Raw genomic sequence first — 14059 nt, forward strand, 5'->3', positions numbered from 1 at the left:
TTGATAGAAAACCATTGCCTTCGAGATAAAAATTAATCACATTTAGTTTAAAATCAAGAGAATATTTAGCCATAGAAAAACACCCCAAAGTTGGTGTCCAACTTTTGGGGTGCAGTTCAAAAATTCTGGGGTATTTTTTTATCGACAGTTTGGTTTAGACGTTTTAATTACGATGTTCAAACTCTAAGGCTTTTTTCTCAATCAATCTCATTAGAAGTGTCAGTATTCCGTTGATGCCTAAATAAATAATACCTGCGGCAACAAAGACCATCACATCATAACTTTGACCAAATACTTGTCGGCTATAACCTGTTAATTCAAGCAATGTGATCGTACTGGCGAGTGAGGTACTTTTAAATATCAATACAACTTCGTTTGAATAGGATGAAAGCGCACGCTTAAATGCATAAGGCAATATTACTCTTGCTGTTTGCACTGGCGACATACCTAATGCTTGGCAAGATTGCCATTGTCCTGAAGGAATAGCTCTTACTGCACCATAAAAAAGTAAGGTTGAATAAGCGGCACTATTTAATGCTAATGTGACCATGGCACAAAACCACGGTGTTGATAATAACTCCCAAATCAGAGGGAATTTTTGCAACACAGGAAATTGTCCAGGGCCATAATAGATTAAGAAAAACTGCACTAATAACGGTGTACCGGTAAATAAGGTGATATACGCTTTTACAATTTGAGTAATAACAGGGGTTTTTAATGCCAAAATAAAGGTCATTAAAACTGAAAGTGTAAAGGCTACCAATAAAGCCACTAATGTTAATGACAAGCTGGTTGGTAATCCCGGTAAAATATCAACAATATAATCCCACATTATGAGGCACTCCGTTCAAATCGAGTTGTTCTCATTTCTAACCATTTCAGGATATATTGACTGACTAGCGTAATGGCTAAATAAATCAGTGCAACAATGCTATACCAAGTAAAAGGCTCTTGAGTTCTATTAGCTATACTTTGTGTCTGTAACATTAAATCATTAACACTGATTAATGAGACTAAAGCCGTATCTTTTAATAAAACTAACCACTGATTACCTAAACCAGGTAAAGCATGACGCCACATTTGAGGCATAATAAAGCGGAAGAAAATAGTAATACGACCCATACCTAACGCTTGGCCGGCTTCCCATTGTCCTGTTGGTACCGCTTTTAAGGCGCCACGTAATGTTTGTGAAGCATAAGAAGCATAAAGAAGTGAAAGGGCGATAACACCACAATAGAAAGGTAGAGATTCAGTATCACCAAAATCTATTTGTAAGGTGAAAGAACCTAATTCAATGCCATCCATTAAGATCATGACACCTTGTAAGGTGCCATAATAGACAAAAAGAACCACCAGCATTTCTGGTAGTCCTCTGATTAGTGTTACCCAGCATGTTCCTAAGAAAGCAAAGGCTTTCCATCTCGCGGATTCCCATGCTGTAAACAACATGGCGAGAACTAATCCAATGATAAGAGCAGAAATAGCAAGTGAGACCGTAGTAACGGCCGCACCTGCTAGAGTTGTTATTTCATTCATTTATTAAGCTATTATTGTTATTCAAACCATTTTTTATAAATGACATCATAAGTGCCATCAGCTTTTACTTCAGCTAATGCTTTGTTTAATTTATCTTGTAAATCAGCATTGCCTTTTCTTACTGCGATCGCAAGGCCTGTACCAAAATAGTTAGGATCTGCAACTTTATCGCCTACAATACCTAATTCAGGATTTTTTTTCAGCCATTCATTTACAACTGCAGTGTCACCAAAGATAGCTTCAATACGACCATTTTTAAGATCTAATACTGCATTTTGGTAACTGTCATAAGGAACAGTTTTCATTTCTTTGTGTTGCTCATTGATGAATTTCTGATGGGTAGTCCCATTCTGTACACCAATTTGTTTACCTTTTAAGCTAGCAACATCAGAGATTTTACCTGTTACTGTAATAAATACAGCTGAGTTATCATAGTAAGAATCCGTAAAATCAACTTGTTTTTGACGCTCAGGGGTAATATCAATACCTGCCATTAATGCTTCAAAACGACGGAATTTCAGACTAGGAATTAAGCTATCAAAAGACTGATTGGTAAAGGTACAATCCGCATTAATTTTTGCACACATTGCATTAGCGAGGTCAACATCAAATCCTACAATTTGGTTATTCGCATCAATCATTTCAAATGGAGGATATGTTGCTTCAGTGGCAAAACGGATTGTCTCTTTCTCAGCCGCAGTTGCAGAAAGTGTAATACTGGTCAGAAGTGCTGCAAATAATATTTTTTTCATTGTCTGATCCCGATTTAGTGTGACAAGTAATTAGCAAAAGCTTCCGTTTGTGGAGCCGTGAAACGATAGTTATCACCTTGCTCTATAATACGGCCGTTTTCCATATATACAACTTTGCTCGCGGCTTTGCGTGCAATTTCAACTTCATGGGTCACAATCACTTGTGTAATACCCGTTTCAGAAAGCTCTTTAATAATATCAACAACTTGAGCTGTAATTTCAGGATCTAATGCCGCTGTCGGTTCATCAAATAAGAGAACTTGAGGCTCCATCATTAATGCTCTTGCAATGGCAACACGTTGTTGCTGTCCACCCGATAAATGTAGTGGGAAGCGTCCTGCATAATCACTTAAACGTAAACGTTCAAGTAACTTCATCGCTTTTTCTTTAGCCTGCGGTTTTGATAAACCTAATACACGACAAGGTGCTTCAATTAAATTATCAAGAACCGTCAGATGCGGCCATAAATTATATTGTTGAAATACCATGCCCACATTTTGGCGTAATGAACGAATTGCCTTTGCGTTAGGCTGTTGGCTAAAGTCAAAATGTAGACCCGCAATTTCTAATTCGCCTGAACGTGGCATTTCTAATAAATTAAGAACTCTCATTAGTGAGCTCTTACCTGCACCACTTGGTCCTAATAGAACCATTGTTTCACCAGCAGAGCATTCCAGATTAATATCATAGAGTGCTTGGTGCGAACCGTAGAAACAATTTATGTTTTTTAATTGAATACTCATGCGTTTTTTCTGAATAGTCATTAACTGGTTCAAATAATAAAACGGTAAGAATAATTATGCAACTAAAACTGCATAATAAAGTGGTTTTTTTACGTAAAAATGGGTAACTCAGCTATTTTTTTTCACTGTTAGGTGAATTTTTATCCAGAATATAAGCGTTATTACTTATGGTTTTAGCCATGCCTTTGAAAATAAATAAATGCGCAGGCATCATCGCAAACCAATAAAGTAATCCACTAAAACCGGCAGGGTGCCACCAAGCACGAACATCGATTGAACGAAGATTACCACTATCATGGATAGTAAAAGAAAGGCGACCTAAACCGGGAGCTTTCATTCCAAATAATAAGGTTAGTTGTTTTTCTGGCTCTAGTTTGATCACTCGCCAACCATCAATCATATCGCCAAGCTCTAATGTGTCTCTGGACGGTCGGCCATAAGTCACTTTATTTCCGACCATATCATCCATGATGGCGCGGGTTTTCCATAGCGCATTACCATAAAAATAGCCTTGTTCTCCGCCGATTTGTTGCACAGTATGCCAAAGGGATGCCGCGCTTGCCGGTGTAGATGCTGTAAAACCCGCATTTTTAGGGTAATAACCGTAACCCGGCTTCCAGCGATTACGAACCGCTGGAGAATATCCCCAATCCTGATTATCTAAAGCGGCTTCTTCATCAGCTAATGTTTCTTTAACTGCATCATCAAATTTAATTAGGGATTGAGGAATAAGTTTACGTAATGGCTCATCGTTGGCAGGAAGATCATATTTAAGCCCTTGGATCAGCTCTTTGGCAATAGAGGTTGGCACAGACGTTATCATACTGATAAAGCCCGCAGAAATAAGACTGCCCGGCATAGGTAGCGGGATCAGCACTCGTTTTTTACCTGAAATTTTAATAAAGCGCTCAAAAAGGGTCTGATAGCTAATATATTCGGGGCCACCAGCATCAAAAATACGATGTTGATGTGTGGGATGATGGATAATTTCTGTTAAATAGTGAATTAAGTTTTTTAAGGCAATAGGGGAAGATTTTGAACGAACCCAGCGTGGAGGCGTAAGAATAGGGAGGTTATAAACCATATCACGCATAATTTCAAAGGCGGCAGAGCCAGGGCCGACAATCATTGAGGTACGAATTTCAGTTACAGGGATCGCGCTTGTTCTTAATACCTCACCCGTGAGTTTTCGGGCAATGAGATGGGGTGAATATTGCTGATCTTCATGTTGTAAGGCACTTAAAAAAATAATTTGTTTAACTTCTGTGCCTTCTAATGCTTCCACAACATTAATTGCCGCTTTACGCTCTTGCTCAACTAAATTATGTGCATCGCCCATGCTGTGAACAAGATAGTACACAATATCAGTATCATGCATGACTTTGTTTAAGGTTTCTGGATTGTGTAAATCCACAAAAATACAGCGTGTATTTTCCCAACCTTGAGACATCATCCAGTCAACTCTGCGCGCTCCCGCAGTGACTTGATGACCTTGTTTTATCAGAGCTGGAATAAGATTTTGACCAATATGGCCACTTGCACCAAGTACTAATACACGCTGTTGATTCATTGTTAATCCACTGTAAAAAGAGAACGTTATTGTTCTATTGTTACTGATTTTTCTATGAAGTAAAGAAAGCCATTAATATTGGAGTGATTAAACTTAACACGAATCCGTGCACAATGGCTGCAGGCACAATGGCAACACCACCACTTCTTTGTAAAACAGGTAACGTAAAGTCCATGGAAGTTGAACCACAAATCCCTAATGCCGTGTTTCTATAACGATTAACAATGATAGGAATAAGCATAATTGCCGCTAATTCACGCATTAAGTCATTGAAAAACGCAGTACTACCAATAACAGGGCCAAATGCATCGGTAAGTACAATCCCAGATAAAGAGTACCAACCATATCCAGATGCAATGGCTAATCCCATTTTCATAGGTAATCCTAGTAAATAAGCAGCTAAAGCACCACCTGCAAGCGCACTCACCCCCATGACGACAGCAACGGTTGTTCCTCTGCGGTTAATTAAAATTTGCTTTGGGCTCATTCCGCTATTACGCAATTGTAATCCTACTAGCCACAGCAAGAAGATAAGCGCACCTTGGCTGGCATGAGATGCATAATGAAAAATTGACCAACCCGTTAAGCCTACAAAAAAGCCGACAACAACAACACCGCATAATTGCAGTGATTCAAGTACCATTTTTATGCGTGATGGTGGTTTAGATTGCTTATGTGCAGGGACATGCCAAGGATCTTTTTTATCCAATAACCATAAAAATAGTAAATTTGCACCAAAGGTGCATAAAAAGAAAACGCTGGCATAAGCAAGAATAGAGACTAAATTTTCACCAATATTATCTAACATGGCTAAACTGACGCCCATTAGAAATAGGATAACGTAAACCATCGCACTAAGTAGGCGATTTGCCAGATGAAGTAATGGGCGATTGTTTAATTTAATCAAATACCCTACAAAAAGCGGAAGTAGGATAATCAATAACCCTGATAACATTTCTATTCCTTACTGAGTGCACTCAAATTATAAAATAAACTAATAACGTTGTCTGCATTATAACATTTACTTATGTTGTTGTGGATACAGAAGCTAAGATAAATCTAAAATTTTTATTGAAGCCATGAGCCTAACATGTTTACCGATAAGTGGCTTTAATTGTTTGAAAAGCGAACGATTTGGGTATATATCGAATAGTTGAGTAAATTTTATTACGACACTCTTTAACTGTGATTTAATGAAAACATTCATTAAGTGAAATTATTGGCAGATTAAGCATAAAATTAAGATAGGAAGAATAAAAAAACATAGCTTAGTCGTAACTAACGAGGGAATTTATGTATTTAGAAAGAGTGGAAATAGTTGGATTCCGTGGACTTAATCGTCTTTCATTACCTCTTGATATGAATACAGTCTTAGTGGGTGAAAATGCGTGGGGTAAAAGCTCATTACTTGATGCGTTAACACTCAGCTTGGGTATTGAAACCTATCAATATGCATTTACACCTGATGATTTCCATCGTCTGCCGAATGAGTCGGAAGAAAATAGTAAAAAAACTCTACAAATTATTCTGACATTTACTGAATCACGCCCTGGGCGACATCGTTCTTATCGTTTTCATAAAATAGCGCCTGTATGGGTTGCAAATGGTGATGAACTAAAACATATCTATTACCGCATCAGTGCTGAATTAGATGAACAAAAAAATGTAAAAACATTCCGCTATTTTCTGGATAAAGAAGGAAAGCAAATTCGCTTACCTAATGGACAAACTCAAGAAATTATTGCAGAGATTGTTAGGCTTTATCCTGTTCTTCGCTTGCAAGATGCGCGTTTTGTTCGTGATCTTACCTCTGACGTTATCGATCCTCATAATAATCCCCATCGAGAAGCGTTTAATAATAAAATGAGTGAGTTAACCAAGGCATTAGTTAAAAATCCAGACGAGTTGTCAGATGAGGATTTACGTGAAGGGCTAGATGCCATGCAACAATTACTAGGGCACTATTTTGCTGATCATGGTTCATTGTTGTTTAAATCACATGCTCGTCATCGCAAAGTCAATGAGCCTCATGTACGTGGTTGGCACGCATTAGAAAATATTAATAAGGTGTTGGCAAAACCGAATCAACGAAGCATTCGATTAATTATCTTAGGAATGTTCTCCTCTATATTACAGTCTCGAGGTAGCGTTGCATTAGATCCTTATGCAAGGCCTATCGTTATTGTAGAAAACCCTGAAACACGTTTACATCCTATTATGCTTTCGGTGGCTTGGGGGTTACTTAATCTTTTTTCACTACAACGTATAACAACGACTAATTCAGGTGAGTTACTTTCATTAGCACCATTAGAAAGTGTGTGTCGTTTAGTGCGTGATACTGACAAAGTAGCTGCTTATCGTGTTGGTAATCAGCAATTACATTCAGATGAAGAACGACGTATTTCATTTCATATTCGTTATAACAGGCCGTCTGCACTTTTTGCTCGTTGCTGGTTATTAGTTGAAGGTGAAACAGAAATTTGGTTAATGAACGAGTTGGCAAGACAATGTAATTATTTCTTTGAAGCCGAAGGAATAAAAGTTATTGAATTTGCACAATGCGGACTTAAGCCATTATTAAAGTATGCAACGTATATGGGAATAGAATGGCATACCTTAGTGGATGGTGATGAAGCGGGTAAGAAATATGCCGCAACCGTTAAAGATTTTGCATCAAAAAGCAATGATGCGGAGCGTGATAGATTAACAAAACTCCCCGCCTTAGATATGGAACATTTTTTATACAAAGAAGGATTTCGCAATGTGTATCATGATGTTGCTGGTGTACCGGATAATGAAAAATGGCCAACTCGACGTGTGATTATTAAAGCTATCCAACGCTCATCAAAACCAGATCTCGCACTAACGGTAGCTAACAATGCTGCTCAACGAGGAGTAGACTCCATCCCCTCCATACTGAAAAGTATGTTTTCTCGTGTTGCATGGCTTGCTAGAGGCAAAGCAAATTAGGCCGTTATAGCAAGAAAGATAAACGCACGTGATCAATGTAAATTCTATTTAGCGATGAAGATGAATATCATCGCTAAAGTTTCTTATGGTTTATTAAATTGTTATGTTTAGGAAGGATATTGTATGGCTTTTTTATCTTTAAAAAAGCGCGGGAAAGTGCTCACCCTTATTTTAATTGCGGTTGCTATTGTTGCCTATTTTTTTTGGCCGAAAGAAAATGTACCGTTATATCAAACACAAATCATTACGCGAGGTGAGCTGTCAAAAGAAGTGACAGCAACAGGTAAACTTGATGCTGTGCGTAAAGTTGATGTAGGTGCGCAAGTCAGTGGCCAATTACAAACTTTGTTTGTGAAAGAAGGCGATGCGGTTAAAAAGGGAGATTTGTTAGCGATTATTGATCCTAAAAAAGCGCAAAACGAAGTCACTGAATCTCAAGAAACCAACAATGAGCTTAGAGCAAATCTTCAACAGGCTCAGGCCGAATTACGTTTAGCGCAACTTACATATCAACGTCAGTTAAAGCTGATAGGTACACATGCCATTGCACAAGATGAGCTTGATCGTACTAAAACTGATGTTGATGTTAAAAAAGCACGTATTATCACCTATGAAGCGCAGATTAAAAAGAATCAAGCGACCTTAGATACAGCAAAAACTAACCTTCAATATACACGTATCACTGCGCCTATGGATGGCATTGTGACGTTTATTAAAACTCTAGAAGGCCAAACCGTCATTGCGGCACAAGAAGCACCAACGATTTTAACTTTAGCTGATTTAGATACGATGCTAGTAAAAGCGGAAGTATCTGAAGCAGATGTGATTTATTTAAAACCTGATCTTAATGCTTCTTTTACAGTGCTAGGCGCGCCTGATAAAGCCTTTAGTGGCAAGTTAAAAGATATTCTGCCAACGCCTGAAAAAATTAATGATGCTATTTTTTACTATGCCCGTTTCGAAGTGCCTAATGAACAACATTTACTACGTTTACAAATGACCGCACAAGTTAAAATTCTTATCGAAAATAAGAAAGATGTACTCCTTGTACCGCTTTCTGTCTTAGGTGAAGATGCGGGTATTAATGAATATTATGTTGATGTTTTAGTTGATGGCCAGCCAGAAAAACGCACAGTAAAAATAGGTATGCGTACTGATGTTTATGCTGAAGTCCTCAGCGGATTAAAAGAGAACGATGAGGTTATTCTGGGTGAAACTTCAGGAGATGCATAATGCCGGCATTATTAGAACTCAATGAGGTTAGTCGCGTATATAGCAATGGTGAAGAAGAAACCGTTGTTCTCAATAAAGTCTCATTAACGATTAATGCGGGTGAAATGGTCGCGATTATGGGAGCGTCCGGCTCTGGTAAATCGACCTTAATGAATATCTTAGGATGTTTGGATAAGCCAAGTAGCGGTGAATATAAAGTTGCAGGTCAAAGTGTTGCTCAAATGGAAGGTGATCAACTTGCTGCATTACGTCGCGAACACTTTGGGTTTATTTTTCAACGCTATCATTTAATGGCACACTTAAGTGCAGAGCAGAATGTTGAAATTCCAGCCATCTATGCAGATAAAAATGCCACTCAACGTAAAGAAAGGGCACGTGAATTATTAACTCGTTTAGGATTAGGCGAGCGTGTTGATTATCGACCTAATCAACTTTCTGGTGGACAGCAACAACGTGTAAGTATTGCGCGAGCGTTGATGAATGGTGGTGAGGTCATTCTTGCTGATGAGCCAACTGGTGCATTAGACAGTCATTCTGGTAAAGAAGTAATGGCTATTTTGAAGCAATTAAATGAACAAGGGCATACAGTTATTATTGTAACGCATGACCCTTTAATTGCAGAACAAGCCGAGCGAATTATCGAAATAAAAGACGGTAAGATTATTAGTGATAACCGTCATCAAACAACGACACATAAAGTTAAAAAAGAAACGACACCTGTTTTAACTTCCTCTTATTTTGGACAAATTGTAGGGCGCTTTACTCAAGCGCTAGAAATGGCTTGGCGTGCCATGGTTGTCAATAAAGTACGTACATTATTGACAATGCTCGGCATTATTATAGGAATTGCTTCTGTCGTGACGATTATTGTCATTGGTGATGCTGCAAAAAGTATGGTGCTTTCTGATATAAAAGCCATTGGTTCGAATACCATCGATATTTATCCAGGGAAAGATTTCGGTAGTGATTCCCCTGAAGACAGACAATCATTAACGCTACAAGATGTCTTTGCTTTAAAACAGCAATCTTATGTGCAAGCGGTCACACCACAAGTGCAATTTAGCACGCGATTACGCCGTGGAAACCAAGATTCCCCAGCCTCGGTTGCGGGTGTGAGTGAAGATTATTTTATTGTATATGCCATGAAATTTTCGCAAGGTCGCTCATTTACCCAAGATATGATCCAACGACAAGCTCAGGTTGTTGTAATTGACGAAAATACTCGTCATCGATTTTTTCCAACTAAGAAAGATGTGATTGGTGAGCAAATTATTATTCGCAATATTCCATCTACGATTGTTGGAGTTATTGCAGATAAAAAATCAGCTTTTGGTAATGGGCAGTCATTACGTGTTTGGGTGCCTTATAGTACGTTAAATAGTCGTATTTTAAATCGCTCATATCTTGACAGCATTACGGTAAGAGCAATAGACGGTTATGATGCCAGTGTAGCTGAGCAACAAATGATCCGTTTGCTTACTATCAGACATGGTAAAAAAGATATTTTCACTTATAACCTTGATAGTTTTATTAAAGCGGCTGAGAGCACCACGCAAACAATGCAATTATTTCTTACACTTGTCGCAGTTATTTCATTAGTGGTTGGTGGCATTGGTGTTATGAATATTATGCTGGTTTCTGTGACTGAAAGAACGCGAGAAATTGGTATTAGAATGGCGGTTGGTGCGAGGGCAAGTGACGTGATGCAACAATTTCTCATTGAATCTGTTCTGGTTTGTTTAGTTGGGGGTGTGTTAGGAATTGCTCTTTCGTTTAGTATTGCAATGATTGCAAGCGTAATGTTACCGGATTGGCATTTTGTATTCCAACCTATTGCATTAATCAGTGCTTTCATTTGTTCAACTGCTATTGGGGTTATTTTCGGATTTTTGCCGGCAAGGAGTGCTGCAAAAATGAATCCCATTGATGCATTAGCCAGAGAATAATTCAAACAATAAGATAAAGGCCCTTAAGTATATAAAGGGCTTTTATTTGAATGAATAAGGTATCCTTCTGACTGAAAATACCCGACTTCATTGGGTAAAAGGTATTATCAGGTTTATCTATACTGTGCGTATCTTCTATTCAATGATAGGAATGATAAGGTCAGCATGGTCACCTTTAGGCCCTTTTATCGTGCTATAATTAACTTTCTGCCCCGCTTTAAGTGTGCGGTAGCCTTCCATTCTAATTGTTGAATAGTGGGCAAAAATATCCTCACCACCTTTTTCTGGGGTAATAAAACCAAAGCCCTTAGCGTTATTGAACCACTTTACTGTACCTGTCTCCATACTTAGCTTCTCTCATATACTTGTATTTATTTGTTTAACATCACTTTCAGTATATTTACTGAGCTGTTCATAAAACATACTCTATTTTATTGTTTCAGTCGTCAAGAGGTGGAAGGGATAGAAAGTGTTTCGATAAGGTGAAATTTTGATGTAGCTAACGCTTTGTTATTTTTTGGATGTAAAAAGAGGGAATAAAAAAGCGTTGATAGGCAGACTTTCCTGTGAGATGGTAAACTAAATGTCATAATTGAAAGTGACGTTTAACAAAACTATGAGTAATGCAAAACAATGGGTCAGTTTGATTTTTTAACAGAAACCACGTTAAGGGATGATGTTCATCAGGTAAATGAGCCACCAGCAATGTATAAGGTGATCTTGAATAATGATGATTACACCCCCATGGATTTTGTTGTAGAAGTGCTTACGATGTATTTTTTTCTCAGTGAGGAAAAAGCAACACAAATTATGCTGGACGTTCATCATAAAGGGAAAGGAGTTTGTGGGGTTTATAGTGCGGATATTGCTGAAACGAAAGTGGCACAAGTTAATCTGTATGCAAGAGAAAACGAATACCCACTTTTATGTACTCTTGAACAAGCATGATCCGGTTAGTCTTTTAAGGAGGAGGTGCTTATGCTTAATCACGAATTAGAGCTGAGTCTTAATGTTGCATTCGCGAAAGCCCGTGATAACAGACACGAATTTATGACTGTAGAGCACCTGTTGTTGGCGCTATTAAGTAATAAATCGGCACGCGAAGCATTGGAAGCTTGTAAAGTCGATCTGGCAGTCTTACGCGAAGAACTTGAAGTCTTTATTCGTAAAACAACCCCTATTTTGCCTGAAAATGTAGACAGAGAAACACAACCAACGCTGAGTTTTCAGCGTGTATTACAGCGTGCTGTTTTTCATGTTCAATCATCAGGTAAAAATGAAGTCTCTGGCGCTAATGTGCTGGTGGCTATTTTTAGTGAACAAGAATCTCACGCAGCTTACTTATTACGTAAACATGACGTTAGTCGCCTTGATGTTGTGAATTTTATTTCTCATGGTATTTCAAAAGAAGATCAACAAAACGAAGATCTTTCTGACATGAATGATATGAACGCACAATCTCAGCAAGAGATGCCTCAAGGTGACGATCATATGGATAATTTTACAACTAACCTTAATCAGTTAGCACGCCAAGGTAAAATAGATCCTTTGATTGGGCGTCAAGCTGAATTAGAACGAACTATTCAAGTATTATGTCGTCGTCGCAAAAATAACCCATTATTAGTAGGTGAATCAGGCGTCGGTAAAACGGCAATTGCAGAAGGGCTTGCATGGCGTATTGAGCAAGATGATGTTCCTGACGTTATGAAAGGCTACACTATTTACTCACTAGATATTGGTTCGCTATTAGCGGGAACGAAATATCGTGGTGATTTCGAAAAACGTTTTAAAGCGTTACTTAAAACCCTTGAAAAAGATGAGAAAAGCATCTTATTTATTGATGAGATCCACACCATTATTGGTGCAGGAGCTGCATCTGGTGGGCAGGTAGATGCGGCAAACTTAATCAAACCTCTGTTATCAGGTGGGCGAATTCGAGTTATAGGTTCTACGACTTATCAAGAATTCAGTAATATTTTTGAAAAAGACAGAGCGCTTGCGCGTCGTTTCCAAAAAATTGATATAACAGAACCTTCAGCTGATGAAACCGTTTTAATCATCAAAGGGTTGCGTCAGAAATATGAAGCGCACCACGATGTACGTTATACCAATAAAGCGATTCAGGCCGCGGTGGATTTATCCGTTAAATACATTACAGATAGACATCTACCAGATAAAGCCATTGATGTTATTGATGAAGCGGGGGCAAAAACACGTTTAATTGCACCAAGTAAACGCAAAAAAACGATCAATGTTTCTGATATTGAATCAGTAGTTGCTAAAATTGCACGTATCCCTGAAAAAACGGTATCTAGTAGTGATAAATCGATACTGAAAAATCTCGATAACCAATTAAAAATGTTGGTATTTGGTCAAGATCCTGCAATTCATGCATTATCTGAAGCCATTAAAATGAGTCGAGCAGGCTTAGGCCAAGATAACAAACCAGTAGGTTCATTCTTATTTGCTGGCCCAACTGGGGTAGGTAAAACAGAAGTTACTGTACAATTAGCGAAAGCGTTGAATGTTAAATTACTGCGCTTTGATATGTCTGAATATATGGAACGACATACTGTTAGCCGTTTAATTGGTGCGCCTCCTGGTTATGTTGGTTTTGATCAAGGCGGATTATTAACCGATGCAGTAATCAAAAATCCGTATTCTGTTGTGTTGCTTGATGAAATTGAAAAAGCACATCCAGATGTGTTCAATATTCTGCTACAAGTCATGGATAACGGAACATTAACAGATAACAATGGTCGCAAAGCAGATTTCCGTAATGTTATTTTAGTAATGACGACTAATGCGGGTGTGCGTGAAACGCAGCGTAAGTCGATTGGATTTACAGAGCAAGATAATAGCACCGATGCTATGGCGGAAATTAAAAAAGCGTTCTCACCTGAATTCCGTAACCGTTTAGATAACATTATTTGGTTTAATGCGTTATCACCTGAAATTATCTCTATGGTAGTGGATAAATTTATTGTTGAGCTACAAGTACAGCTAGATGATAAAGGGGTATCGCTAGAAGTTAGTCAAGAAGCACGCCAATGGTTGTGTGATAAAGGCTATGATAAAGCGATGGGCGCAAGACCAATGGCGCGTGTGATCCAAGAAAATCTGAAAAAACCATTAGCTAACGAAATTTTATTTGGCTCTCTTGTTAATGGTGGCTCAGTTTCTGTCACATTAGATAAACTAGCAGGTAAGTTAAGCTACGAGTTTGTCAGTCAAGAAAAGCTGGCTAAGAACGAAGATACCGTTATCTAAGGATAGCGGTTAACTTACTAAGCCATAAAAGCATACACC

At 38.3% G+C, this 14059-nt stretch carries 12 protein-coding genes; 5 read left to right on the forward strand and 7 right to left on the reverse strand.

The genetic code is table 11. The features are described 5' to 3' along the window. Window positions 1-163: 163 nt before the first annotated feature. From artM to DK866_RS09975, 6 genes are all read right to left on the reverse strand, one after another. Window positions 164-832 carry an arginine ABC transporter permease ArtM gene (gene artM / locus DK866_RS09950; protein WP_109408775.1) on the reverse strand — a complete coding sequence of 223 codons (669 nt, stop codon included), beginning with the start codon at window positions 830-832 and terminating at the stop codon, window positions 164-166. Continuing rightward, window positions 832-1536, reverse strand: coding sequence for an arginine ABC transporter permease ArtQ (artQ, locus tag DK866_RS09955; RefSeq protein WP_072069696.1), 705 nt, complete (start codon window positions 1534-1536; stop codon window positions 832-834). Before artQ ends, artM begins: the two co-directional genes overlap by 1 nt. A gap of 17 nt (window positions 1537-1553) precedes the next feature. Beyond that, window positions 1554-2288 carry an arginine ABC transporter substrate-binding protein gene (gene artJ, locus DK866_RS09960; protein WP_023581291.1) on the reverse strand — a complete coding sequence of 245 codons (735 nt, stop codon included), beginning with the start codon at window positions 2286-2288 and terminating at the stop codon, window positions 1554-1556. A gap of 14 nt (window positions 2289-2302) precedes the next feature. Continuing rightward, entirely contained in the window at window positions 2303-3031 is a 729-nt protein-coding gene (gene artP, locus DK866_RS09965) for an arginine ABC transporter ATP-binding protein ArtP (RefSeq protein ID WP_069368163.1), read from the reverse strand. 112 nt (window positions 3032-3143) lie between these two features. Continuing rightward, the gene (locus DK866_RS09970; RefSeq protein WP_109408776.1) at window positions 3144-4601 is read right to left on the reverse strand and encodes a DUF2867 domain-containing protein; all 1458 of its coding nucleotides are present in this window, start codon (window positions 4599-4601) and stop codon (window positions 3144-3146) included. 52 nt (window positions 4602-4653) lie between these two features. Further along, window positions 4654-5556 carry a lysine exporter LysO family protein gene (locus DK866_RS09975; protein ID WP_072062825.1) on the reverse strand — a complete coding sequence of 301 codons (903 nt, stop codon included), beginning with the start codon at window positions 5554-5556 and terminating at the stop codon, window positions 4654-4656. Between the two features lie 338 nt (window positions 5557-5894). On the opposite strand from DK866_RS09975, the gene DK866_RS09980 reads away from it, so the two are divergent. From DK866_RS09980 to macB, 3 genes are all read left to right on the forward strand, one after another. Further along, window positions 5895-7571, forward strand: a complete 1677-nt coding sequence (locus DK866_RS09980; protein ID WP_109408777.1) for an ATP-dependent nuclease — start codon at window positions 5895-5897, stop codon at window positions 7569-7571. Window positions 7572-7694: 123 nt separating this feature from the next. Next, a complete protein-coding gene (gene macA, locus DK866_RS09985; protein WP_109408778.1) occupies window positions 7695-8804 on the forward strand; it encodes a macrolide transporter subunit MacA in 1110 nt (369 codons plus the stop codon). Next, window positions 8804-10750: a macrolide ABC transporter ATP-binding protein/permease MacB gene (gene macB / locus DK866_RS09990; protein WP_109408779.1), complete on the forward strand. Its 1947-nt coding sequence runs from the start codon at window positions 8804-8806 to the stop codon at window positions 10748-10750. Before macA ends, macB begins: the two co-directional genes overlap by 1 nt. A gap of 135 nt (window positions 10751-10885) precedes the next feature. On the opposite strand, the gene cspD is transcribed toward macB, so the two are convergent. Continuing rightward, on the reverse strand, window positions 10886-11095 hold the full coding sequence (cspD, locus tag DK866_RS09995; RefSeq protein ID WP_072062820.1) for a cold shock domain-containing protein CspD: 210 nt from the start codon (window positions 11093-11095) through the stop codon (window positions 10886-10888). A gap of 288 nt (window positions 11096-11383) precedes the next feature. On the opposite strand from cspD, the gene clpS reads away from it, so the two are divergent. Continuing rightward, the gene (gene clpS, locus DK866_RS10000; RefSeq protein ID WP_036938154.1) at window positions 11384-11698 is read left to right on the forward strand and encodes an ATP-dependent Clp protease adapter ClpS; all 315 of its coding nucleotides are present in this window, start codon (window positions 11384-11386) and stop codon (window positions 11696-11698) included. Between the two features lie 30 nt (window positions 11699-11728). Continuing rightward, window positions 11729-14020: an ATP-dependent Clp protease ATP-binding subunit ClpA gene (gene clpA, locus DK866_RS10005; RefSeq protein WP_109408780.1), complete on the forward strand. Its 2292-nt coding sequence runs from the start codon at window positions 11729-11731 to the stop codon at window positions 14018-14020. The last annotated feature ends 39 nt before the right edge of the window (window positions 14021-14059 follow it).

Source organism: Proteus genomosp. 4 str. ATCC 51469 (assembly GCF_003144375.1).
Classification (GTDB): domain Bacteria; phylum Pseudomonadota; class Gammaproteobacteria; order Enterobacterales; family Enterobacteriaceae; genus Proteus.